Origin of the sequence: Psychrobacillus mangrovi (genome assembly GCF_037104765.1) — a bacterium.
Classification (GTDB): Bacteria; Bacillota; Bacilli; order Bacillales_A; family Planococcaceae; genus Psychrobacillus; species Psychrobacillus mangrovi.
In genome coordinates this window covers 22,757-45,869 of record NZ_JBAWSY010000024.1, presented here as the reverse complement: position 1 = coordinate 45,869, position 23,113 = coordinate 22,757, and the positions used below count along the sequence as shown (strand labels likewise).

General features: G+C 34.5%; 26 protein-coding genes and 3 pseudogenes. 9 read left to right on the top strand and 20 right to left on the bottom strand.

The window, feature by feature from the left end:
- The 3 genes from WAX74_RS21075 to WAX74_RS18925 form a co-directional block, all read right to left on the bottom strand.
- Positions 1 to 147: transposase (locus WAX74_RS21075; protein ID WP_413788989.1), on the bottom strand; the 147-nt coding region annotated here is incomplete at its 3' end.
- Positions 148 to 457: 310 nt separating this feature from the next.
- Entirely contained in the window at positions 458 to 826 is a 369-nt protein-coding gene (locus tag WAX74_RS18930; RefSeq protein ID WP_336499221.1) for a general stress protein, read from the bottom strand.
- A gap of 124 nt (positions 827 to 950) precedes the next feature.
- The gene (locus tag WAX74_RS18925) at positions 951 to 1,376 is read right to left on the bottom strand and encodes a DUF3139 domain-containing protein (protein ID WP_336499220.1); all 426 of its coding nucleotides are present in this window, start codon (positions 1,374 to 1,376) and stop codon (positions 951 to 953) included.
- Between the two features lie 302 nt (positions 1,377 to 1,678).
- Here WAX74_RS18925 and WAX74_RS18920 point away from each other — a divergent pair, with 302 nt between their 5' ends.
- On the top strand, positions 1,679 to 2,185 hold the full coding sequence (locus tag WAX74_RS18920; protein WP_336499219.1) for a DUF3231 family protein: 507 nt from the start codon (positions 1,679 to 1,681) through the stop codon (positions 2,183 to 2,185).
- Positions 2,186 to 2,365: 180 nt separating this feature from the next.
- On the opposite strand, the gene WAX74_RS18915 is transcribed toward WAX74_RS18920, so the two are convergent.
- The 7 genes and pseudogenes from WAX74_RS18915 to WAX74_RS18885 form a co-directional block, all read right to left on the bottom strand.
- Complete coding sequence (locus tag WAX74_RS18915) at positions 2,366 to 2,944, bottom strand: hypothetical protein (protein WP_336499218.1); 579 nt, start codon at positions 2,942 to 2,944, stop codon at positions 2,366 to 2,368.
- Between the two features lie 405 nt (positions 2,945 to 3,349).
- Positions 3,350 to 3,934, bottom strand: coding sequence for a hypothetical protein (locus tag WAX74_RS18910; protein ID WP_336499217.1), 585 nt, complete (start codon positions 3,932 to 3,934; stop codon positions 3,350 to 3,352).
- An 85-nt stretch (positions 3,935 to 4,019) separates the two neighbouring features.
- Positions 4,020 to 4,151: a hypothetical protein gene (locus tag WAX74_RS18905; protein ID WP_336499216.1), complete on the bottom strand. Its 132-nt coding sequence runs from the start codon at positions 4,149 to 4,151 to the stop codon at positions 4,020 to 4,022.
- A gap of 48 nt (positions 4,152 to 4,199) precedes the next feature.
- Positions 4,200 to 5,411 (bottom strand): MFS transporter, encoded by a 1,212-nt coding sequence (locus WAX74_RS18900; protein ID WP_336499215.1) that lies wholly within the window; start codon positions 5,409 to 5,411, stop codon positions 4,200 to 4,202.
- A 397-nt stretch (positions 5,412 to 5,808) separates the two neighbouring features.
- The gene (locus WAX74_RS18895) at positions 5,809 to 6,543 is read right to left on the bottom strand and encodes a polysaccharide deacetylase family protein (RefSeq protein WP_336499214.1); all 735 of its coding nucleotides are present in this window, start codon (positions 6,541 to 6,543) and stop codon (positions 5,809 to 5,811) included.
- 239 nt (positions 6,544 to 6,782) lie between these two features.
- Positions 6,783 to 6,944 (bottom strand): annotated as a pseudogene (locus WAX74_RS18890) (IS110 family transposase); the annotation flags it as partial.
- A gap of 492 nt (positions 6,945 to 7,436) precedes the next feature.
- The gene (locus WAX74_RS18885; protein ID WP_336499213.1) at positions 7,437 to 7,640 is read right to left on the bottom strand and encodes a hypothetical protein; all 204 of its coding nucleotides are present in this window, start codon (positions 7,638 to 7,640) and stop codon (positions 7,437 to 7,439) included.
- 350 nt (positions 7,641 to 7,990) lie between these two features.
- On the opposite strand from WAX74_RS18885, the gene WAX74_RS18880 reads away from it, so the two are divergent.
- The 5 genes from WAX74_RS18880 to WAX74_RS18860 all read left to right on the top strand — a co-directional run bounded on the left by WAX74_RS18880 (position 7,991) and on the right by WAX74_RS18860 (position 9,391).
- Complete coding sequence (locus WAX74_RS18880) at positions 7,991 to 8,248, top strand: DUF1259 domain-containing protein (RefSeq protein WP_336499212.1); 258 nt, start codon at positions 7,991 to 7,993, stop codon at positions 8,246 to 8,248.
- Between the two features lie 4 nt (positions 8,249 to 8,252).
- Positions 8,253 to 8,384, top strand: coding sequence for a DUF1259 domain-containing protein (locus tag WAX74_RS18875; RefSeq protein ID WP_336499226.1), 132 nt, complete (start codon positions 8,253 to 8,255; stop codon positions 8,382 to 8,384).
- A 113-nt stretch (positions 8,385 to 8,497) separates the two neighbouring features.
- Positions 8,498 to 8,767 carry a hypothetical protein gene (locus WAX74_RS18870; protein ID WP_336499211.1) on the top strand — a complete coding sequence of 90 codons (270 nt, stop codon included), beginning with the start codon at positions 8,498 to 8,500 and terminating at the stop codon, positions 8,765 to 8,767.
- Between the two features lie 31 nt (positions 8,768 to 8,798).
- The gene (locus tag WAX74_RS18865; RefSeq protein WP_336499210.1) at positions 8,799 to 9,047 is read left to right on the top strand and encodes a hypothetical protein; all 249 of its coding nucleotides are present in this window, start codon (positions 8,799 to 8,801) and stop codon (positions 9,045 to 9,047) included.
- Between the two features lie 74 nt (positions 9,048 to 9,121).
- Positions 9,122 to 9,391 (top strand): translation initiation factor 2, encoded by a 270-nt coding sequence (locus WAX74_RS18860; protein WP_336499209.1) that lies wholly within the window; start codon positions 9,122 to 9,124, stop codon positions 9,389 to 9,391.
- A gap of 295 nt (positions 9,392 to 9,686) precedes the next feature.
- On the opposite strand, the pseudogene WAX74_RS18855 reads toward WAX74_RS18860, so the two are convergent.
- Positions 9,687 to 10,128 (bottom strand): annotated as a pseudogene (locus tag WAX74_RS18855) (GNAT family N-acetyltransferase).
- Between the two features lie 201 nt (positions 10,129 to 10,329).
- Between WAX74_RS18855 and WAX74_RS18850 the strand changes: the two are divergent.
- The gene (locus tag WAX74_RS18850) at positions 10,330 to 11,292 is read left to right on the top strand and encodes an aromatic acid exporter family protein (RefSeq protein WP_336499208.1); all 963 of its coding nucleotides are present in this window, start codon (positions 10,330 to 10,332) and stop codon (positions 11,290 to 11,292) included.
- A 179-nt stretch (positions 11,293 to 11,471) separates the two neighbouring features.
- Here WAX74_RS18850 and WAX74_RS18845 read toward each other — a convergent pair whose 3' ends face one another.
- From WAX74_RS18845 to WAX74_RS18830, 4 genes are all read right to left on the bottom strand, one after another.
- Positions 11,472 to 11,759, bottom strand: coding sequence for a putative quinol monooxygenase (locus WAX74_RS18845; protein ID WP_336499207.1), 288 nt, complete (start codon positions 11,757 to 11,759; stop codon positions 11,472 to 11,474).
- Between the two features lie 632 nt (positions 11,760 to 12,391).
- A complete protein-coding gene (locus WAX74_RS18840) occupies positions 12,392 to 13,669 on the bottom strand; it encodes an IS110 family RNA-guided transposase (RefSeq protein ID WP_336499206.1) in 1,278 nt (425 codons plus the stop codon).
- A 280-nt stretch (positions 13,670 to 13,949) separates the two neighbouring features.
- A complete protein-coding gene (locus WAX74_RS18835; RefSeq protein ID WP_336499205.1) occupies positions 13,950 to 14,438 on the bottom strand; it encodes a VOC family protein in 489 nt (162 codons plus the stop codon).
- A gap of 317 nt (positions 14,439 to 14,755) precedes the next feature.
- Positions 14,756 to 14,977, bottom strand: a complete 222-nt coding sequence (locus tag WAX74_RS18830; RefSeq protein ID WP_336499204.1) for a hypothetical protein — start codon at positions 14,975 to 14,977, stop codon at positions 14,756 to 14,758.
- Positions 14,978 to 15,260: 283 nt separating this feature from the next.
- On the opposite strand from WAX74_RS18830, the gene WAX74_RS18825 reads away from it, so the two are divergent.
- Positions 15,261 to 15,512: a hypothetical protein gene (locus WAX74_RS18825; protein WP_336499203.1), complete on the top strand. Its 252-nt coding sequence runs from the start codon at positions 15,261 to 15,263 to the stop codon at positions 15,510 to 15,512.
- Between the two features lie 718 nt (positions 15,513 to 16,230).
- On the opposite strand, the gene WAX74_RS18820 is transcribed toward WAX74_RS18825, so the two are convergent.
- Positions 16,231 to 16,860: a LysE family transporter gene (locus tag WAX74_RS18820; RefSeq protein ID WP_336499202.1), complete on the bottom strand. Its 630-nt coding sequence runs from the start codon at positions 16,858 to 16,860 to the stop codon at positions 16,231 to 16,233.
- Positions 16,861 to 17,156: 296 nt separating this feature from the next.
- On the opposite strand from WAX74_RS18820, the pseudogene WAX74_RS18815 reads away from it, so the two are divergent.
- Positions 17,157 to 17,508 (top strand): annotated as a pseudogene (locus WAX74_RS18815) (YybH family protein).
- 474 nt (positions 17,509 to 17,982) lie between these two features.
- Here WAX74_RS18815 and WAX74_RS18810 read toward each other — a convergent pair.
- The 4 genes from WAX74_RS18810 to WAX74_RS18795 all read right to left on the bottom strand — a co-directional run bounded on the left by WAX74_RS18810 (position 17,983) and on the right by WAX74_RS18795 (position 23,062).
- Positions 17,983 to 19,260 (bottom strand): IS110 family RNA-guided transposase, encoded by a 1,278-nt coding sequence (locus WAX74_RS18810; RefSeq protein WP_336499201.1) that lies wholly within the window; start codon positions 19,258 to 19,260, stop codon positions 17,983 to 17,985.
- Between the two features lie 447 nt (positions 19,261 to 19,707).
- Complete coding sequence (locus WAX74_RS18805; protein WP_413788998.1) at positions 19,708 to 20,703, bottom strand: M23 family metallopeptidase; 996 nt, start codon at positions 20,701 to 20,703, stop codon at positions 19,708 to 19,710.
- 107 nt (positions 20,704 to 20,810) lie between these two features.
- Entirely contained in the window at positions 20,811 to 21,581 is a 771-nt protein-coding gene (locus tag WAX74_RS18800; RefSeq protein ID WP_413788997.1) for a polysaccharide deacetylase family protein, read from the bottom strand.
- A 914-nt stretch (positions 21,582 to 22,495) separates the two neighbouring features.
- The gene (locus WAX74_RS18795; protein WP_336499200.1) at positions 22,496 to 23,062 is read right to left on the bottom strand and encodes a hypothetical protein; all 567 of its coding nucleotides are present in this window, start codon (positions 23,060 to 23,062) and stop codon (positions 22,496 to 22,498) included.
- Positions 23,063 to 23,113: the final 51 nt, after the last annotated feature.

Below are 23,113 nucleotides of genomic sequence, written 5' to 3'. Positions count from 1 at the left end.
TCCAAAAGCTTTATAAGCCCTAACCCAATGTTTGATTGGCGTTGAAGATGGAATACCATGTTTTTGTGCTAATAATAAGTATCCCAGGTGTCCTTTTAAATACTCTTGAACAATCTTTAATTTAAAACCTTGGCTATATTTCGCCATATAAAAACACCCCAAAGGTTAGATTTATTACTCTAACTTTTGGGGCGCAGCACCAAAACGATGGTCTTGTTTAACTACAGCACCCGCTACTTGAAGAATTTTTTTAGCCTTGGTCCGAATAAGGTTACCGAAACCCCAACTAAATAATACCGGCACATATCCAATCGTATAAACCAGGTGTTTTTTTATCAATATTGTAGTCCATCATGAGTCAATTCCCAAGAAAAACTATTACATCAAGTGTTTTAGCGACTATTAGCTAAAATCATTGCGTGTTATTTATACAAACATCGGTCCATTCAATCCGCCCTCACTCTTTGGGATGAAGAAATACTAGGATTTTACCATCCTGAGCGTCATAAGAATAGCGTTCAGCTTCATCATCTGGGACTCCAATTTCCATAAGAGCATGCTTTAATCCGCCAGCACCAGAGTTTGCCCCTACCACCGCTCCTCCAATTGTTGTAATTATAGGACCTGCAGCCAACACTGCGCCAAATCCGGGAATCAATACAGTGGATAACCCTGCTATCACGCCCGCTATGCCAATTGCTCCTCCAGTTACAGCTCCAGCAATAGCTCCATCCTTAGTGGAGGGTTTTACTTCCTGTGTGATTTCAGATAGTTCTTTTGTATTTTTAGCAATAACTGAAATTTCGTCAGTTGTATAACCTTTCACTTTTAAATCTTCAACAACTTCAGCCGCTTTTAAAAATTACCTCCTATTTGCTTCAACTAAGTATTCTTTACCCGTTCTTTTGTTATTCTAGACACATTTCATTTTCAAGCTAGGGTATATGGAATTATTCTATTATATATTTATCAATTTCACTAAGAGGATCATAATTTTTTAATTTAGATTTATTAAAATTCATCTCTATCGCCTCATTTGTGAGAATATACTCAAATTGTTTAACATCATCATGAGCAAAATAAATATATTTTACATACGGTTCATCTTCAAAAACTACAACTACATAATATGGAGGCAATTTTACTCCATAAATTCCATCAACAGATTTTATATCTTTATTTTCATATCCCTTTTCATCCACTAGATAACTAGTCACTCTGTTTTCATATTCAGTTTTAGTGTTTTCTATTTTTAGATACCCTCCAAAGAGAACCACACAAATAAGCACAATTAATATGATTAAAATTCTAATTACTTTCTTACTCAAAATCTCACTGTTTTTTTTAACATAAAAACACCTCTTGTCTTCTACCATTCTTCATTACATTCATTATTTCCTTCTTAAACTAACCCGCTCTGTTAGTTGTGTGTAACATTCCACACGTGATCACCTTAATTTACTTTGTTTTGGACATAAAACATCGAATTGATGTTTGGGAAATTATCCTTGGGATTGCTGGTTACACACATGGCCAAATAAGGCGGGTAAGTCTGATGTTGGTTCTTGTCTTTTTTGTGTTAATATCTTTAATTTCACATAATAAATGGATAATCTTTAAATTTTCGCACAACATATATTTAGAATGAAAATATTATGAAAAGGCGAGGAGTGCAATTGTGGGAATATTAAGTGGAAATCCAAAAGATGAACCATTACATTATGGTGAAGTGTTTTCTATTTGGACGAATATTGCAACAAACAACGGTCTAATAGCCGCATATCAAACATTCGTTAATCACACTGGCGACGAAGATTTAGCAAAAATCATCAATGAATCAATTGAGTGTATGCAAGATGAAAACAAACAACTGGAAGTAATACTCAAAATTAATGGAATAGGACTTCCTCCGGCACCTCCAGAACGTCCAGAAGCTAGACTAGAGGAAATTCCTGTTGGCGCTAGATTTAATGATCCAGAAATTAGTGCAGCACTTTCTATGAATTCATCAGCTGGTTTAGTTGCTTGTAGTCAAGCTATGGCAATGTGTATTAGAGAAGATATAGCATTAATGTTTGGTCAATTCCAACTGAAGAAAGTACAAATAGGCGCCAAGCTCTTACGACTTAATAAAAACAAAGGCTGGCTTGTTCCACCCCCATTACATGTAAAAATTCCAAATTAATAACATCTTCTTTTTGGGCGATCTATTATGATTGCCCTTTAACTTTGTTTTACACGTCAAATGCAATGTAATTTTTCCACATAATTTAATACCTTCCCTAATAAAGTTTTCTAATGATAATAATTTCCAAATGCTTATAAAACTAAACTGCTTCGTTTGTGAATAAGAGTGTGTCTATTTCTACATGTCAAATGCCAAACTGTTAATCTTCCACTCATTGTTATACATTTTAAAAGTTAAATACAGGAATGTTGGAGGACTTTCAGGCTCTCCGTTTGAATCAAGATAAAATTCCCTTATAGCTATATTAAATGTATTCGTTTTACCATCATACTCATATCCTTGGATTACCCAATCAACGAATTGACCCTTGGCATCCTTATTAAATAATTGCCATTCATATCCATTAGAGTTATTCATTCTAGCGTATAATTTGTTTTCTTTTTCTACAAGAACGACGTCTGCTGATAGTAACTGGTGAAGTTTAACTTTATCCCCTGTTGTATGTGCTTCAACAAACTCCCTTGAATTATTACTCACGAAAGCGTAATGTTCTTTTTCCATATTGGAATCATCAATCTGTACATTCAATTGCTCTATACGTTGAGTTAATTCTTTAATCTTTTGTTCTTTTTCATTTAATTGTTCAGCAAGTTTAAGATTCTTTTCTTCAAGCTGGCTTTCATTCCCATTTAATTCTTCAGAACAAGCCGTTAAAAGCGTAAATCCACAAATTAATAGCAAAAATTTTCTCACCATTATCCCCCTATTCCTAAAATTTTTATCTTTTTGGAAGTATTCGACAAGTTGTAGCGCATTTCTTGTTCAACTTCAGCATCTCACTGTTCTTCAACTAAGCACCCGTTAGTGGAAATTTTAAATTAGATTAAAAATTAGTTTCATATTAAGTGCAGATTGTTAGAAATAATTTGTATAGCATCTACCGTCCTTGGTATATAAAAAACTAAATATCCGGTAATTACAATCAAACATATAGCTTTAATTAACCTGTATCTCTCCTCTGTCAAAGACTTCATCTCCCATCAATTTTATTTAAAAATTTTAATATTCTTCTAAAGTAACCTGCTTTGTTAGTAAAAAAAGACTCTACTCCTTATTGAAGTAAAGCACTCGTTAGTTGAATAACAACCCTATACAAAATATTTATGGTAGATATATCTCAGAAATGAAAACAACTTTTCCATTCTTTTCGTAAATTTGTAGTAAGCCTCTATGAGTAACAACCTTTTCCCATTCTACTTGAATTATTGAGGATGGATCCTTCAATAAATAAATCGGAACATTTTTAGAAATACTTAAGGTTAGAGTACCTCCCTTTGTCTCCTTCAAATGAAATCCATTAGGAGCGTCCTGATCATCGATCTTCTCTGTATAGGTAATATTTAGATTTAGTTTATCTCCATCAATCTCTGCATTATTTAGCATAGCAGTTTTGGAGTCTATTGTAAGATTAACCAGTTCATTCAAAGCATGAAAGTTATTATGCAGAACTGTATTGGAATCCTCAAGTGTTTCCATTTTCGATTCATTTAGCATTAATTTCTTCTCTTGTTCTTCATGTAACTGTTGTTGTTTTTCAATTGATTGACTAAGTATCAAAACTTCACTTTCTAATTTAATTATATCTTTCTCTAAATCTTCTGAAGCGACATTTTTATTCGTACAACCAACAATCGACAATAATAAAATCAAATAAAAAAAGGTATACAAAGTATTCTTTTTTGTCAAGTTACCCCTCCAAAATTCGAATTTAAATGCCCAACAATTTAATACCTTATCCTACTTCGCCATCCCTCCGAAAATACCTCCTTGTTCAACTAACCTGCTGTGTTAGTTCAATTGGAAAAAAACTACCTTTACAGGCAGCCACTTGTTCAAATAAAACATCCGTTAGTAAAAAACTCTCTGTCGAAGCAATTCCTTCTATTAAAGTTTGCACACGCATAACTAAAAAAAAGAGAGAAGTATAAACACTTCTCTCTTTCTGAAGATATTATTCTAACTCAATTGTTTTCCTAAACAAATTCTGATTCCTTAAAGCCATAATACTAACTATTGCAAGTAAAATACCAGAAAGAATAAAGATACTACGTACACCGAAGTAATCAGAAAGAATCCCCATTATTAGTGAGGCAATTCCAAATGTACCTGTTCCAATAGTGCCAAGAGAAGTATAAACAGTTGCTAATTGTTCTTTGGGTACACTTGTTTGAACCAATGTTTGTTGAGGTATATTTTTCAATTGTCCAAAAAGCCCTATTAAGGTGGATAGAATCATTGCGATTATAGGGAAACTAGTCAATCCAAATACAACTGTAAAAATGCATGTCATAAACGCTCCTATGATGATAAAAACATGCCGTTTTTTATCTACAAATAAGGAAAACTTAATGCACATTAAACTTCCCACTACTAAGCCTATAAAAAAAGCAGCATTAATAAAACCCCACCAATATTCTTGTGCGTTTAATGCCTGATCGACATAGACCAATATAATTGCTGCTATCCAAACTGATCCAGCAATAGTTTCAAAAAATTCCATACAGACCACTGTTTTTAATAACGGAGTCCGTTTAATAGTTTGCCATCCTTTTGTTAATTGAGACCACTTTTTTTCTTGTCTTTCTTCTCTGTGCACTACATTTTTTATCAAACTCAAGATCATGCTTGAAAAAACAAATAGTACAGTAACCAGCCAGATAAGTTGGTTTGGATTGAATACGATTAACAGCATACTCCCAAAAAACCAAGTCCCTATTTGGATAGACTGAGTAACTGTTTCTGCTACTCCGTTTGCTTTTACTAAGCTGTCCTCCTCAACATAATAAGGAATTAAAGTCTGTCTTATTGGATTTGCACAACCATCAAGAAGAGCAATGAAACAAATCACTACAAATATGAATATAAAGTTAATTGAATCAAACCCTATCATCAAAAAAATTCCTAAGCCAAATAAAAATAATGTTTTTCCAATTTGTGAACCAACTAATAAATGTTTCAAATTAAACTTACCTATTAGCAGCGGTGTTAAAACATTTGAAATAAACATAGAAAAAGTAATGGTAAACGGAACGAAAGCTGATGCGGTAGCTGACTCAGTTAAACTGTAAATAATGCTGATAACACTGACAATGTATAAAACATCACCTATATTTGCTAGTGATTGACCAACTATTAAATAATGAAAATTACGATTTGATTTCAATTTTATCCCCCATTTCTAAATTGTCTTTAAAAACAGGGAAGTTAAATTGGACTATTATGCAAAATGCTTTGCTCCTTTATATACGCAGAATGACAAAAATCACTGGGGGACATCAAGATTTATCATACTACGTTAGATTATTAACCTAATTGTACTTTAAAAATTTATTAAACTAAACTGCTTCCTTAGTTTAAGTGCAACATTTCACAATGGTATGACGCTTTAGATTCGAATTGTGTCACATACTATTGGCAATTACCTTAAAATAAAACTCAATTTAGGGAATAAATTTAACAACTAAGGTACATTCCATGGAAATAAGCTCTTTTAGCACAACTTTAAATCATTTCTCTTCATAAAATTACTACCCTTCATGAAATGTAGTGTAATTGGGAAATTATTTACCACTTTCATTTTTCAACTTAATTAGTTCTGATACAGTTACAAATTTATACCCTTGTTTTTGAAGTTCGGGCAATATTTTCTCTAGAGCCTTAACAGTCTGACGACGGTTCCCTCCACCATCATGAAATAAAATTACATTCCCTGGTTGTATTCCATTTAACACTTTTTTTTCAATTCGATGAACACCTGGGTTTCTCCAATCTTCTGTATCCTGATGCCAAGACCACATAACAACTTTGTATCCATTTTTGACCGCACTTTGAATTATACTGTCTGTATAATGCCCTTCCACTGGCCTGAAGAGTGTTGGATAATTACCTGTTATACTATAAATTAAATCATTTGTTTTTTTTAACTCTAACTCTAAATTAGCTATGGATGTTTTTAAAGGATGAGTATAGGTATGATTTGCGATTTCATGACCTTCGTTGTGTTGTCTTAATATTAGCTCTGGTTTTTTAGCTGCATTTTCACCAAGTATAAAAAAGGTTGCTTTTGCATTGTATTTAGCCAATAGATCTAATATTTCCGTTGTATATTTAGGGTGCGGACCATCGTCAAAAGTAAGAGCAACTACTTTTTCTTCCGTATCAATTTCCCATAGCACCTCTCCAGTTTTTTCATAATAACGTCGATCTTTGTCTGCTGAAGCCTTGTAGTTTAAGCTAAGTACAAACATAAAACCAACTAAAAATAAGACCAATATTGATAAATATTTATTTTTCATCTCATCACAATCCAATCTTTTTATTATTCACCAACCTTTTATTATTTTTGGTTATCTTACTTGATTTATACTGACATGCTTTTGTAAGTTTTTCCTAAAAACCTTAAGTTTTTATAGTGTTCGTAATGTGTATATCACTCTCTTCTTTTGTCTTTCTTACTATTGTTCTTGTAGCTATTTTTCTTCTTGAACTTGTACTGAAGAATTGACACCATATGAAGTTTGGATGATTGCCCTAGTTCGTATCCCTCTTTTGATTGATGTACCGCAAAGGCGTTTTCTATAACGCTTCCTCGTTCATCGATAAAGCAGGCGTAATGAACCCGTTTTGCAATGTCCATGCCAACGACGAGCCTATTTTCAATCACTTGTTTAATTTTGTAATTCATTTTAAAATGCATTTAGGACTCCTCCTAGTAGATTATGGGTCAATGGTCGTTGACGCTCAAAAACATACTAGAGAACTCTTTTTTCTGCATGACACTGAACATCTTTCAAGCAGGAATGCTGCCCCGTTAGCCCTACACTGGTTATTGCACCAGCCTTGCCTTTATTCTATATAATCAATTTTCAAAGGAGTTTAAGTTTAACATTTCACAATGGATTTCTGAGATCTACTTGTTGTTATGGATAAAAAATAGACCATCAAAATTGATGGTCTTGTTTAACTAAAGCACCCGTTAGTTGAATAAGAAAGGAGACGCTTATTAAACAATCGAACCCGATAGTTGAAGATAAGTACTTTCAAATACTTTACTCATTTCTACCGGATTTTATCGATAGATAAAGCAAGTTTGTAATTTGTAAACATAAGAAGTCCTCTAAAAGGACCCCCATTCAGGAAATCCACTGCATACCATAACCCTTCGGTTAAAGGATGACTTTACTTAATTCTAATCTCTTGTTTTAGAGCCATGTTTATCGTCATCAGCAGTACCTTCCCCCACCTTGTTGTCCAACGCTCTGCCAGAAACAGCAACAGTACCAAATGGATCAAGAGCAGAAGCCATGGTATCCCCATTAAAAGCACCTACACTAGTTCCTACTGCTTCGCCAGTATCGTAATTGTCACGTTTCCGTTTGTTTATATCAGCCATCTATTTCACTCCCTCGTTTTTTATAGGGAAGTGCTATTATTTTAGCAGCACTGGTCCCGTAACATATTTTGTCCAATCGGTATAAATTTATGAGGAGTGTTTAATAAGCGGACAGATAGTGACAAAACCAATTCATTTGATCACCGAAATTTACTTAATGTTTTGGACATAAAAAATAGACCATCGAATTGATGGTCTTGATTAACTAAAGCATCCTTTAGTTGAATAAGGCCATCTTTTCTATTACACATTATGTTAGCAATCTGTACATTTATTTTTCCTTCCTATTAATACGTTCTAGACAATTGTTTTAAGTTCATAAAATGATGAAAAAGTAGGAGGTGTATTTTGTGCAAGACCTTCTGAGTATTTGCAACCAATTTGTTCAAATTGTTAATGGTAAAGCAAATATGAAAAATGGTCTTTGTTCAGTGGAGCTTGAGCGAAATTTTCCACTTACAATACAAAACCACCAAAGTCGTAGTGCACTTCCTGCTGGAATAACTTTTGAGTCATTGGATTACGAAGGGATTACACTTAACTTTAGTGAAGTGGTAATACTTCGAGAGGAATTATCATCATTCATAATGAGTACTCGTAAAAAATAATTTAATTGTTAGTGCTATTCAAAATCACTGGATTTTTACTAATCCAACAATTTTATATGCTCACTTTCAGTCTGTAGAGTCTCCTCTATCTTTTGCACAAAAATTTGCAGAAGCGTTTAAAGTGTTAAAGCACTAAGATAGTGAATACAAACATTGCCTCTTTCAATTTAATCTTTTTCATATAAATTATTACAAAGCATACAATTATGTTGAGTTATTAAATTTTTTATATTAGGAGGATACTCAATATTGTCAATCGGTGAAGGTGTCAATCAAAATAATCAAAATTCCGATACAGAAATTCACGCGGTACAACGTTCTGTGATGGAGGCATTAATAACTACAATTTGCGATGCAATTTCTGCCACCTCTATAATACTTACATCAGAAGAAGAAAATCATAATGAACAACAAGGTAAAATAGACGACCTTAAAAATATGATTCAACAAGTTAGCAATTTAACTGAAAAAGTAAAGAATCTTAATCAACAAATTTACAAGAGCAAGGACATTGTTTAATAATTCAGTCGTATTGGAGGCTACTTTCTAAATGAACAATAGTGAAAATAATAATAAAAATAAACAAAATTCCAATTCATTTATTCGTGCAGCTGAACTTGCTGTCGTCGGCGAACTATTATCGACAGTCGGTGAAGTGATATCCACTATATCCGCTGTTCTAGCATTAGAAGAAGAACGACAAGAACAAAGTGAAAATAAAAATGTGCAGAAACAACTTGACTATTTAAATTCTGAAATAGAAAAACTAAAAAAACAAGTCAATTTCCATAATCATTAATTAAGGTTATATAATTATTTTTTTACACTTAATTAGCAAGCCAGCAAGCATAATAAAATCAAGGGTGTGTAAAAATGAAAAATGGGAATGATTTTCGAACGGAGGATAATCCTGAATCACCAGAAATTTATGCAGCTAGACTCTCATTACTTGGAACGACTCTTTCTACATTGGGTGATGCTATTCAGACAATCGCTGCCGGGATTACATTACAAGAATTAGAAAAAACAAATAATCAAAACTCCCAAAACCAACCGGACCAATCCAAAAAAATAGAAAGTATGCAAAAGCAAATTGATCAATTAACTAGAAAAATAGAAAGAATGGATCGTAGAAATAAGTAAACATTTTTTGGAAACAGGTCTATTAATCTTCAACATAACAGTCCAATTAAGTTGGGAAACCCGTATCACAATATTTGTCAAATGGGACCTTCAATCTCCACTTTTTTTATTAAACTAACCTGCACCGTTAGTTTAAGTGCAATATTTCACAATGGTTTTCTGAGGTCTACTTATGTTTTGGATAAAAAATAGACCATCGAAGTGATGGTCTTGTTCAACTAAATCACCCGTTAGTGAATATGAAAAAAGTGAAGACAGCAGACTATTTTCTTTAACTCCACATCGGATTATCTCATCATTTGAAATTCCATTCATATTGTATATCAGGTAAGTTTTCTTCATTTTCATTCCCTCTTTCAATAATTTTAAATCCATTTTTTTCATAAAATCGTTGTGCATTTTTATTTACCTCAAATGTTGATAGCTTTAATCTTCCGCTTGATTGTGCTTTTACTTAATGTCTGACCTATACCAATTCCTTGATAATCTATGTGAACATAAAGTTGACTTATTTCCGTTTCGTTATAGGTAATCATTCCAACTACTCTTTCTTCTATTAACGCTAAATCTATTTGAAACTGTTCAGGTATTATGTGGTTTAAAAAATATATGTGACTTTCTAGGCTATGAATTTCTTTCTGACCAATCCCCAGTTCCTTACTATTCCGCCACATTTCCACTGTTTGTTCAGCAATCTTGGGATTATACTGAGCAAATATGATTTGGTGTTGGTTCACTATAATACCTCCTCCGTTTGTTTTCTCCCTTTTTGTTGTATTCTTGTTAGGAAAATGCCACCTTCCTGTGACATTATTTATTCTGGAGGAAATTGTGAAGTATCAATACATAATAAGAACCTGCGCTTTCACGGCCCGATAATTTACTGTTACAATTAATAAATAACTACTGTTTATAATGAAAAGAATAGGATGGTACATATGGTTGGAATGGGATTTCGGACAATTAAAACTGCAATAGGGGCAGGGTTAGCAATTTGGATTGCGAGTTTACTCGACTTGGAATTCGCATCATTTGCGGCCATAATCGTCATTATGTGTATTGAGAAGACAAAGAAAAAGACATTGCATTCCATTCAGAAAAAGTTTTTTGCTTCACTTTTATCTTTAATTTTTGGTTCCATCTGTTTTGAAATTTTAGGATATCATCCAATCGTCTTAACTCTATTTACCTTATTATTTGTCCCAATCCTTATAAAAGCGCGTATTCAGGACGGTTTGGTCACAAGCATTGTTATCGTTTTACATATTTATACAGTAAGGGAAGCCAACCTGGAAAACTTATTGAATGAACTTTATATTATTTTCATTGGTATAGGAATTGCCTTACTCGTAAACAGCATTATGCCAAGCTTTAAGAAAGACATTGAAAAATATAAAACAGAAATTGAAAATAAATTTAGCGTAATCCTATACGAATTCTCTGCATTTTTAAAGGATAGTAAGCGAAACTGGGACAAAAAAGAATTGATCGAAGTAGAAAATATCCTTAATCGGGCTAAAAGCATAACTATACAAGATGTAGAAAATCATCTGTTAAGAAAAGAAAATAAAGATTATTATTATTTTGAAATGCGCGAGGATCAACTGGAAATTCTAAAACAGATGGCAACCATTGTAAGCATTGTTTCTTCATCAGAGTTAAATATCAAACAAAGAAGAATGCTTGCTAATATCTTTCTGAATATCAGTAAACATGTTGATTCAGGAGATACCACTATTGCATTAAAGCAATTAGAGGAGTACGAAGAGTCCATACGTGAAACAGAATTGCCGAAGACAAGGGAAGAGTTTGAAATTAGAGCAAATCTGTTTTATTTAAACTTTGAGATTAAGAACTATTTAATTATTAAGAAAAATATTTTTAATAGAAGCAAACAATAGGTCCAGTGGCTAGTCATCATTCTGGCAATGGCCACCAAAAGATAAAAACAACACTCTTCATCTAACTTGCTGCCTTAGTTCAATAAGAAAAAAGAGTTGCCTAAGCAACCCATAAATTTTAACTAAAGCACCTTTTAGTTGAAGAAGAACAAGAGACTAGAAACAATTGATTACGAAAATTATTTTACTTCTTTATACATGTTAATTTCTGTACTTTCTCGAAGTTTTCTAAGCTCTGGAACAATTTTTAAAACATGTTCACTTTTATTGTGTTGATTTAAAGCCTCTTCATCCATCCATTCTTCAATCATAGTAAGGATGGTAGGATCATTGATATCTTCGTGAAGAGTGTACATTATACAACCTTTTTCTTTTCTGGTTTTTGAAATAACTTCTCTAGCCATTATTAAATATTCTTCAACGTTTACACCCGATATTAATTTGGCTTTACATACAACTCTAATCATTTAATTAGCTCCTTCTCCTTTTTATGTTGTCTTATTACGAATCTAGCTAATCTTCATATATTTCTTATTTATCATAAATATCCAATTTCCATTAAATTGTTATTCAAGAAAATGGACCGATTGTTGAACACAAGTTAAACAGCACTGCTGCGAATTCACCTACTTATTCTATTAAAAACAAAATTTCTCAAGGTATCCTCGCTTTATCTAGAAATAATTTTATCATAGGGAAAGTTTCATATTTTTCTTTAACTAAACTCCCTCTATAAACATTGAGATATCAACGGTTTTCATCACTTCAGTGATGTAAGAAAAATATTTTTCCATCTCTTATCTAAACAGAGATTTGAATTTATAGTTTTTATTACCAAATAGAGCGTACGCTTCGCTAAAACTAATGAAAATCATTAGTTTTTTTTCTCCACTATTTGATGCACAATGGATCTCTGCGATGCTTATGACGACTTACCCTCCCATGTCTCTTAGCGTCAGTGCGCTTACATTCCTTCGTTCGGTCTATTCATAAGGCAGAGGCCTGCTAAGCTGCCCCGGGAACTCTTGGTCTAAGTTTAGTTATGTTGCTGGCTTCTCCGTGTCATCCTTCTTGGAATAGTTCGATGAAAAGAATTTGTTTACGCTGCCTCTGCGAGACAGTAGAGGTCTTTCATCATATGTTTCTCGTTAAAACGTACTTTCTTTTTACAAATACCATGTAATACCTTCAGTAATTTACCACACAGTACCACCATTGATTGCTTTCCACGTAAGGGATTTTGTTGGCGTGTTGTGTAATATTCATGAAGTTGCTTGAAAGCTTCGTTGTGACGAATGAGTGGTACTATTACTTTGAAAAGAATATATCTAAGTCTCTTTCTTCCTCGTTTGGAGATATGTTTTTGCCCCTTATGCTGCCCAGATGAGTTTTCACGTAATGTTAATCCCGCTAGTTTGATGAGTTGGCGTGGATTTTCATAAAGTGAAAAGCTTCCTACTTCTGAAAGTAAATCCACAATCGTCGCATCTCCTAAACCTGGAACCGATGCAAGTAGGTCATATTCCATCGTCATTTTAGCCATTTCGGCTAGTTGATTGTTTAAAGATTCAATTTCGTTTTCTAATAAGCGATACTGACGTAGGAGCGTGGCGATTTCACGTCGGGCCATCTCTGTTCCTTCTGTCAGTCCAATAGAGTTTATCGCAGCCTCAATGAGAAGCTGTGCTTTAGGTAACTGTGGAACTCTCATCCCCTCTACCTGACGGTAGAGAAAAACAAGCTGTTCAGCGGTTTTCCGTTCAATATCCTTTGGCAACGGAGTCTTTTCCAGCGTGGCAAGTGCCATCTTCCCAAAAGACGGAAAGACTTGAGTAAACTCTGGAAAGTAACGATCCAACCAACGAATGATTCGATTTTTAATACTTGATAAGTCCTCCGTTAATTTGGAACGAAGGGTAGAACCAATACGCAATTCAGCATCTATGTCTTTTAATAAACGTGGATAACTAAAACGTCCGTCTTTCACTAAACGAGCGATGACTAGCGCATCTTTTTTATCGTGCTTGGTCGGTAAATTATCGTCCAGTTCTTTCGAACGTTTGACGTGCATTGGATTGACCATGACGAGTGGAATTCCATATTGATCTAAGAAATATGCTAAATTCATCCAATAGTGGCCCGTAGGTTCAATTCCAACAACTACTTCTGTCTTCTGAGTTTCTTTCATCGTTAATCGAATCTTTTCATACAAACTTTCGAAACCTTCTTTTGATTGATGTACCGCAAAGGCTTTTTCTATCACGCGTCCTCGTTCATCGACAAAACAGGCGTAATGCACACGCTTCGCAATGTCTATGCCAACGACGAGTGTATTTTCAGTCACTTGATTAATTTTGTTATTCATTTTAGAATGCATTTAGGAGTCCTCCTTGTAGATGATGGGTCAATGTGCGTTGACACTCAGCATCATACTAGAGGGCTCTTTTTTCAGCAAGACCTCGAATAACTTTCAAACAGGAATGCTGCCCCGTTAGTATAAGTAAAATCCTGTAGGTTTTGAATAAAGTTTGAGTAAAAGTATTGGACCAACCCTTCTTTAGCAGCCAAAGTAAAGAAACTATTTTGAAAAAGGTTGTTCAAAGTGGTTTCTTTTAATATCAACGAGTTTGCTGTTTTGATAAAAAAGATTGGATATTTTATATGATTTCCTCAGCCAGCTCCAAAATAATTCCTTCTGGACCACGAACGAAGCATAATTTATAAGCGTTTTCGTAGTTTTGTATCTCACCAATAAGTCCTGCGCCTTTCATTGTCAATTTGGTAACAAGGGCTTCAATATCTTCAACAGCAAAGGCAATATGCTGGATACCCAGAGTATTTGCTAAAGGACGATGTATGCCATTTTCATATGATGGCGTGTGAAATTTTACTAGTTCTATATTTGTCTCACCGTCTGGCGTTCGCAACAATACTAGTTCTATATTTGCATCACCGTTTGGCGTTCGTAACATTTCAACTTCCCCTTTAACGTCTTGAAGCCCTATTATCCGCTCCATCCGCTCCACCCACTCGCCTTCCACTTTTCCTTCCCCCAGTATTTCAAGGCCAAAGTCAAGAAAAAACGTTTTCGCTGCAAGTAGATCATTGACGATTATACCGACATGATCTATTTTATGGATTTTCATATCTCAAACCACCTTTTTCCTAATTTTATCATATATGTCTCCTAGAGATTTCTTCTTGATTGCTTAATAGCTTTTCATCTTTTTCAACAAACTGTCACTTTAAGGGAACAATTTATTTTCAATTAAAAATTCATTAATCCACCTTTTAATTCAGATGTTCATTCCTTTTATTATAATAATGCCCCTTTAGATAAACATATCCAAAGGGGGAAAACATCGCAACTTTTTTACAAACGCACAACTTTATTCAAAACATCGTATCTTTTTTATAAACATCGCTACTTTATTTCAAACCTACAAATCCTTCACAATCTCTTTTAAAAGTTTGTAAGGTAACTTCCAATCAGACACCCAAGCGCAATCAATAAATAAATTGTTTTTGTAAACCAATATGGTAATTTATCTATCCAACTCGTTATAAATTCAAGAATGACAGAATCACTTGAACCAAACCCTTCTTCTGAGTGAATATTTTTATTGTGTCTAATCCCAAAAGCAATAAATCCTATACCGAAAATTAATAATGAAATAATTTCCATTAAAAATTCCTTTCTAAGTTAAAACCAGATACAGGTTTTTAAATCATAAATCGGTTCTACTGCTAATCCGCTGATAGATTTAAGTGTTGATGGTGGTACTTTTGCTAACTTGAATTGGGTTCAAGCATTAAAAAACTAAGAATACAGCATGCTTATTTTATTTGTTTACCCATATAGAAAAGTCTCCATCCCAAGAGAAATTAAATTTAAGAGTTTAGTTCTTAAAAATTGAGGTACATATAGACTAAGTATACAAATATTAAATATAATACTGGAGGTAAATATGATGAAAAGAAAAATGATTGCTTTACCACTAGCATTATCTTCTTTACTTATTATAGGTGCATGTGGTGACGACGATGCAGATGTAGAGGATATTGAAGTAAATGATCCAGTGCTAGAAGATGATGGAGAAAATGACACAGGAATTGAAAACGAAGCAAACGATGAGAAAGAGAAAATAGAGGAAGATGAGGATCCAGAAATGCAGGATGAGGGTTCAATAAACGATTCAACGGATGATGCTAACGATTAAACCAAAGCACTTTTCACTTTCATTAGTGAAAAATGCTTTTAGTATGAGCTCAGGCTAGTAATACGTGTTGCAAATTGATTAATCCTATTTCCAATTTAATCACTCGTTTAATTACAGCCCACTATTCATCTTCTGTTCCAGTAGCTTTTGCAGGATCATCAAAGCCCAATGCTCCCTCCTAAGCCGATATAAAACCAAACCGAGTCAGTTCTAATTTTGAATAGTAATAAAAATAATAGAATAAAGGCGGTCGTAATTTGATAAATCCAGAAACCCACTTTTTCTTTTCCTAATATGGAGCAAAGTAACTTGCACGTTTAGGCCCCTCTTTACCTATTAAACTCAATAGAACATACCTTATAAGTATAATTGGAATAACTGTCAAAAATGCATTCATTCTATTCCACCTTTTAGGTCTTTAATTTACAATTGGAGGTTATTATTTCATTATTATTACGAATAACCCCAAATATGTAGACTAACATTTATCCCATAATTTAATGAAACCATCTAATGTCTGAAACATATTCATCCTCTTCATAAATATATTCCACAATGCTGCGTTAGTTTAAGTGTAACATTTCACAATGGATTGCTACGATCTACTTGATGTTTTAGATAAAATATAGACCATCAAAAAAATGATGTTCTTGATTTACTAAAGCACCCGGTAGTGAAAAAGTGATTGTCATGGAAACAATCACTTTTTCAAAAAATATTATATGTATAACTTCACACTTTGAATAAACTCATAAACAAAATATCCTGCAAAACCAATTAATAAAATCCCCGATACTATTGTTAGCCATTTAATCATTTTTCGATTTAGTGCTTTTCTTGTAATAGATATAATTGTTAGTAATCCAATATCATGTAGCAATATTCCACTTAAAATCCCTAATGCAACAATGATAAAATGACTTTCATTGCTTGCATAATTTTTTGCAAGTACTACTCCAAATACATTTACCCAAAAAACCAGATTACCTGGGGATACAGCCACAAGAATACCATTCTTAAAAGAGCTAAAAAAAGATTTTGTTACTCTTTCTCCTGATAATGTGATATCTTTATCAGCATTTTTTATTGAATCGTAACCTAAGTACAATAAAAACACAGCTCCGATAAGCCACATTGGAATTTGAATAATAGGTAACGCCAAGATAGAAGCAAGTCCTGTTGATAGCAAAATGATTAAAGCACAATCAATTGTCATACCGCCTAACCCTACTGCCCATCCATGTATAAATCCATTTTTTAATCCTTGTTTTGTCATTTCGACAGTAATTGCCCCTACAGGCATTGCAATGGCAAGCCCTACCATTACATAAGCAAAATACAAACTCACATAACCACTTCTCTCAAAAGTAAAGATAGATAGCCTCTTACGACCGTTTATATGAATTATTATACAGAAGGAATAGAAGTTTATTCAATCTCTTCTTCTACTAAACTGCTGTGTAAGTTCAATAAGAAAAATAGTTACCTATGGCAACCCAAAATTCTTTTACTAAAGCACCCGTTAGTTGAACAGGCACCTTCTCTTCTATTACAAATTATGTTCGAACTGTGTAATAACAACTCCTATTACCCTTACAAATTTATGCTACAATTATTGTAATTAAGGCGACAGGAGTGTTTAAAATGAAGGTGTTACACAATTACATCAAAGCTACAAATACTCATATATTTGAAGAAGTTAGAAAAATACTTCATCCTAATGCTGTTTATTTCTTCTCGGATCGAAATTGCACGACTAACGAAGAAATACAAACATACTTTGAAAACGCTTGGTCTATTGTTCAGGACGAAAACTATCAAGCGCAAGATGTGAAGTGGCTATATACCGGAAGTGACTCAGCAACTTACATATTTCTATGAAGGCTATATCGATGGAATATATGCAAGTGGTCGTGGAAGAGCCACAAATATCTTCGTCAAAGAAACCGATGAATGGCTTCTTATCCACGAGCATTTAAGCCCATTACCCAAATGACTTTGAGAGAGACGTCCTCTACTTGTGGACGTCATTTTTATTTATTTCCCATTTTGTGTCAAATGCGACATAAAAACTCCCCATCTCTTATTAAACTAACCTCCCTCTATAAACATTGAAGTATCAACGGTTTACATCACTTCGTGATGTGAGGAAAATTATTTTTCTGCTAACTTATAAACATAGATTTGAATTTATTGTTTTTATTACCAAGATGAGTGTACGCTTCGCTAAAACTAATGGAAATCATTAGCTTTTCTTACCCATTATTCGATGCACAATGGATCTCTGCGATGCTTATGATGACGTACCCTCCCATGTCTCTTAGCGTCAATGCGCTTACATTCCTTCGTTCGGTCTATTCATAAGGCAGAGGCCAGCTAAGCTGCCCCAGGGACTCTTGGTCTTAGTGTTAGTACTGTGCCGGCTTCTCCGTGTCATCCTTCTTGTCATAGATTGATTGGTTTGAATGTCTTACGATGCCACTTCGAGACAGTGGAGATCGTTCATCATATGATGCTTATTGAAATTAACTTTCTTCTTACAAATTCCATGTAACACTTTTAGTAATTTACCGCAGAGCACAACCATCGATTGTTTTCCCCGTAGGGGATTTTGTTGGCGAGTCGTGTAGTATTCATGAAGCCGTTTAAACGCTTCGTTGTGCCTGACCAGTGGAACGATGACTTTAAATAGAACGTTCCTTAACCTCTTCCGGCCTCGTTTAGAGATCTGTTTTCGCCCCTGATGTTGGCCGGATGAATTTTCACGCAATGTTAATCCCGCTAGTTTGATGAGTTGGCGTGGATCCTCATAATGTGAAAAGCTACCGACTACAAAGAGTAGATCAACGACCGTGGCATCCCCTAAGCCAGGTACAGAAGAGAGATATACGTACTCTTCTGTAGACTTAGCCAACTCGGCTAATTGGCTATTTACCTCTTCTATTTCTTCCTCTAACAATCGGTACTGACGGATGAGCGTGGCGATTTCGAAACGTGCCATCTGCAATCCTTCCGTCCACCCGATAGATCGGGTGGATACATCTACCAGAAGTTTTGCCTTTGGTAATTGCGGAGCCCTCATCCCCTCTACCTGCCGGTAGAGAAAGACTAATTCTTCAGCTGTCTTCCCTACGATATCCTGTGGCAACGGTGTTTTCTCGAGTGTAGCGAAGGCCATCTTCCCGAAGGTTGGATAGACCTGTGTAAACTCCGGAAAGTATCGATCAAGCCAGCGAATAATCCGGTTCTTGATACTCGACAAATCCTCTGTTAATTTTGAGCGAAGGGTAGAACCAATCCGCAACTCAGCCTCGATATCCTTTAGGATGCGGGGATAGCTGAAACGGCCGTCCTTCATGAGGCGAGCAATGACCACTGCATCTTTCTTATCGTTCTTTGTCTGTAAATTATCATCCAGTTCCTTTGACCGCTTGACGTGTAATGGGTTGACCATTACAAGCGGGATTCCATAGGAATCCAAGAAATAGGCAAGGTTCATCCAATAGTGGCCGGTAGGTTCAATCCCAACGATCACATCTGTTTTCTCATGTACTTTCATAGCTCGAAGAACATTCTGATATAATGCTTCAAATCCTTCTCTGGATTGATGTATGGCAAAAGCTTTCTCAAGCACACGTCCTCGTTCATCTACGAAACATGCGTAATGAGTACTCTTGGCGATATCCATGCCGACAATTAATGTGTTTTCAGTCACTTGATTTAGCTTTTCATTCCACTTAGAATTCATAGAGTAGTCCTCCTGTTTGATGATGGGTCAATTTCCACGTTGACACTCAGCATCATACAAAAGGGCTCTTTTACTTTCAAGATGGCGCAAATCCTTCAAACAGGAATGCTGCCCCGTTAGTTTAAGTGTAACATTTCACAATGAATTTCTGAGATCTACTTGATGCTCTGGATAAAGAGGTAATGAACCTTTAAGTTCATGCTTTCTTAATACAGGTTCACAACTTTATTCAAGGCATTATCCATCATTTTTTTTTCATTCAATACTTCCTTTAGATATTTTTTATTAAACTAAACTTCTGCGTTAGTTCAACAAGACCTAATTAAGAATTAGCAAGTATTGTAATAGTTAAAACAATATAGGCTAAAGATACTTCGTTAGTTGAATAAGAAAAAAGAGTTGCCTAAGCAACCCCTAATCTTTAACTAAGCAACCGTTAGTTTCATTTCAATACTTATATTTTACTTTTTTTCTTTTCGCTTGCTTCGCTTCTTTTTCCCATTTCACAAGAAATGGATAAGGGTCGAATGCTAGTTCTGTTTTACCATTAAATTTATAGATTCCATAGTGAAGATGTGGTGAAAACTTACCTGAGGTACCTTCTTTTCCATATCCCGTACTCCCTACATATCCTATAACTTGTCCAGGTTCTACGATATCCCCAACTTTCAAATCTTCCTGAAACCTAGCAAGGTGGGCATAGTAATGATAAGAATTATGATTATCACGAATTCCAATTCGCCAACCACCGAATTGGTTCCACCCGATAACTTCTACTACACCATAAGATGCAGAAAGAACAGGTGTACTATTGTCTGCAAATATGTCAGTACCTTCATGAATTCTTCGTCCGCCCCAACCTCGATTTGCGCCCCATGTTCCACCATAGGAATACTGATATCCAAGTTCAATTGGGAATGTGTGAGCATCTAAATCAATTGTTCCAAATTTTTCAAATAGGATTGCAATAGTTACAATTTGGTTTATGACTGTTTCATTTTTGTAATAATCCCATAAAGCTAATTTATAATCATCTTTACTCAGTCCATACTTGCTCAAGTAAGAGACCATGGAAAACAATACATCTGCATCATCTTTTATATTTGCCAACCCATCACCGTTACCATCTAGGCCCAAACCGCCAAAATGATTAATGGCAATTGGGGATGTTTCATTCACTTGAGGATTTAGTGCTCCAGACCAAAATTCGTCAGAAAATTGGATTGACACAATCCCTTCTCTCTTTGGAATATCATTACGAACATCTTGGATATTTCGCTCATATTGATCGATAGCAGCTATATAGTACCAGGGAACAATGTAATCGTTATATCTAAGATAATAGCTCATTCGCTGTTGCAATATCTCTTCTTTAGTTGGCTCTACATCTTCCGCAAAAATTTTCATATTAGGTAACAGAATCCAAATTAATAATAATGTCATTAAGTGAATTAAGTATCGCGACAAATAATCTAGCCACCTTTCCACGTTACAATAACCTAAAAGTCAGATTTTCTAAATAACTTCTATAGTTGTTCTATTTGTCTTCTTCATTCACTGTTCGTTTCACGACTTTTCTTTTCATTCGTCTGCATTTTTATCTTTATTAAATCTTTAATCGTTACAAACTGATAACCCTGATTTTGAAGTTCTGGTAAGATTTTATTTAAGGCTTTCACGGTCTGCGCTCTATTTCCACCGCCATCATGGAACAGAATAACATCCCCTTCTTTTGTTCCTTCTAAAACCGTATTCACAATTTTATTTACACCAGGATTTTTCCAGTCTTCGGTATCTTGGTGCCATGACCACATGACAACTTTAAAACCAACTTTTACAACTTCTTCAATCATGGCATCGGTATATTGTCCTTCGACCGGTCGAAATAGGGTTGGCGCGTAACCTGTTATGCTGTAAATGGTGTCATTTGTTTGTTTAATTTCTTTCATGATCTTTGGAACATTCCTACTGTAAGGGTGTGTATAAGTATGATTCGCTAACTCATGTCCCTCTTCGTACATTCGTAATACAATTTCCGGATTTTTTTCTGCTTGTTCACCAACAATAAAAAAAGTCCCTTTTGCATCGTATTGTGCGAGTAAATCCAAAATTTCAGTGGTATACTTTTTATGTGGACCATCGTCAAATGTCAAGGCCACTACCTTTTCCTTTGTTTTAATATCCCAAATAATCATTCCTGCTTCTTCATAAAATTTTCGCCCACGGTCTGCCGAAACGCTTCTATTCTTGCTGTCATTAACGTAAAAAATGGCAACACCTATAAGGAACAAGCCTAGTAAAGAAAGTATCACTTTTTTCACAAAAACACTCCTTAACTATATTTCGATCTAATTTATTATTTGTTAACTTCACGGAATAAATGTACTTTTTTGTGAAATTAAATTTGCTAATTTTATCCATAGATGTTCAATTTTTGAGCTCGGTATAACGAAAATGAAGGGAGCTGACTTTGTCAGCCCCCAATGCGACTGCCCGTCGCACAAATAGACCATCGATACGATGGTCTTGATTAACTAAAGCATCCATTAGTTGAATAAGAATTACTGCATCCAAGTCAATATCTTGGACACAAAAAAGTTAAGTCCTTCTCAAAACGGCATCCATTCATGGATGGTCCTGTATTCAAAGAAACCAGTCAAGAGGAAGACAGCTCTTAAAAGCTTTCTTTGGATACAAGAAGGTAGAACCCATAGATTGCGTTCCTGAACAATTGGAAGGAAAAGGAGAATAGGCAATCCGGCATTCTCGAAAAAACCTTCCTATTATACCTATGCCACTTCCTTGCGACATGCATCTTCTCGTTGCTGTGGTGTTTCATAGTTGATTACCCCATGGATTCGTTTTCTCGAATCAGCACGGTTGGCACTCTTCCATTTCATTGAATCGTGGTATTTGTTATCCTTCCTACTCCATTATGGAAGATATTGCTCACTAATCTTAACTACTACTTTATCTTTTATACTAATCTTATAAAGTACATCATGTTATAGTAAGAGTTCTTCCAATCTTCCAAGCTGCTTCTTATAACAATGTCCCATCAAGAATTTCAATAGGCATAAGCTAGCAATTTCACATTTTCGTCTTCGTTATAAATATAAAAACCTGTTGTTAAATCTTCATTTTTCATACCTATCTCATTGAGTCTCTTTTCATCTGTTGAGAAAAGCAGTTCTACCTGAACTATTGTATTGTTTTGTTCTTAGTATCTACACCATTACCTACTCTTTGAGACTTTCCTAATAAGCTCAAAATATGTGCCACCACCGGATATAATTAATGTATTATCGTCTTTTATGAAGAATGTAGAAACATGGCCATTTGAATCTGTAACATTAATTTCTGTAATAGTAGGTGCTTTAATTCCTAAATTATCAAAAGGGATACGATATTTTGCTACGAAATCACTTTCTGAAATAATCGTTTCGGTGTAAATAGGATTGGTTGCCACCCTTTCTATATCTGAGGGTTGATCTCCAAAATAACTTGCTTTATTAGCTGTAAAAGTTAAACTTTTCCCTAATAAACTTTCTGCATCCTCACTACTATAAGTACCTACTCCATAAGCTTGAACTTGATTAATAATCCACTCACCATAGTACGACTCTGAATCACCTTGATTAGGCTCAATTACAACACCAGTATTAACTTCCTCTTTAGTACCAGTATCATTATTTGCTTCATCGTTTGTCACAAAACTGCATCCAGTTAAGCTGATTACACCAATAAAAACTATTACTACTATCGACAATAAAGTACTACTCTTTTTATTAATCTTATTCATTATAATCTCCTCCTAAAGTTGAACAAGAATATTTCCTTGGTTCTTGCATAT

Coding starts and splice junctions, on each gene's coding strand:
- WAX74_RS18925 (WP_336499220.1), bottom strand. CDS start 1,376: ATGGTAGAAGACAAGAGGTGTTTTTATGTTAAAAAAAACAGTGAGATT.
- WAX74_RS18915 (WP_336499218.1), bottom strand. CDS start 2,944: ATGGTGAGAAAATTTTTGCTATTAATTTGTGGATTTACGCTTTTAACG.
- WAX74_RS18905 (WP_336499216.1), bottom strand. CDS start 4,151: ATGCGTGTGCAAACTTTAATAGAAGGAATTGCTTCGACAGAGAGTTTT.
- WAX74_RS18895 (WP_336499214.1), bottom strand. CDS start 6,543: ATGAAAAATAAATATTTATCAATATTGGTCTTATTTTTAGTTGGTTTT.
- WAX74_RS18885 (WP_336499213.1), bottom strand. CDS start 7,640: ATGGCTGATATAAACAAACGGAAACGTGACAATTACGATACTGGCGAA.
- WAX74_RS18865 (WP_336499210.1), top strand. CDS start 8,799: ATGAACAATAGTGAAAATAATAATAAAAATAAACAAAATTCCAATTCA.
- WAX74_RS18860 (WP_336499209.1), top strand. CDS start 9,122: ATGAAAAATGGGAATGATTTTCGAACGGAGGATAATCCTGAATCACCA.
- WAX74_RS18850 (WP_336499208.1), top strand. CDS start 10,330: ATGGTTGGAATGGGATTTCGGACAATTAAAACTGCAATAGGGGCAGGG.
- WAX74_RS18845 (WP_336499207.1), bottom strand. CDS start 11,759: ATGATTAGAGTTGTATGTAAAGCCAAATTAATATCGGGTGTAAACGTT.
- WAX74_RS18840 (WP_336499206.1), bottom strand. CDS start 13,669: ATGCATTCTAAAATGAATAACAAAATTAATCAAGTGACTGAAAATACA.
- WAX74_RS18835 (WP_336499205.1), bottom strand. CDS start 14,438: ATGAAAATCCATAAAATAGATCATGTCGGTATAATCGTCAATGATCTA.
- WAX74_RS18830 (WP_336499204.1), bottom strand. CDS start 14,977: ATGGAAATTATTTCATTATTAATTTTCGGTATAGGATTTATTGCTTTT.
- WAX74_RS18825 (WP_336499203.1), top strand. CDS start 15,261: ATGATGAAAAGAAAAATGATTGCTTTACCACTAGCATTATCTTCTTTA.
- WAX74_RS18810 (WP_336499201.1), bottom strand. CDS start 19,260: ATGAATTCTAAGTGGAATGAAAAGCTAAATCAAGTGACTGAAAACACA.
- WAX74_RS18805 (WP_413788998.1), bottom strand. CDS start 20,703: ATGACATTATTATTAATTTGGATTCTGTTACCTAATATGAAAATTTTT.
- WAX74_RS18795 (WP_336499200.1), bottom strand. CDS start 23,062: ATGAATAAGATTAATAAAAAGAGTAGTACTTTATTGTCGATAGTAGTA.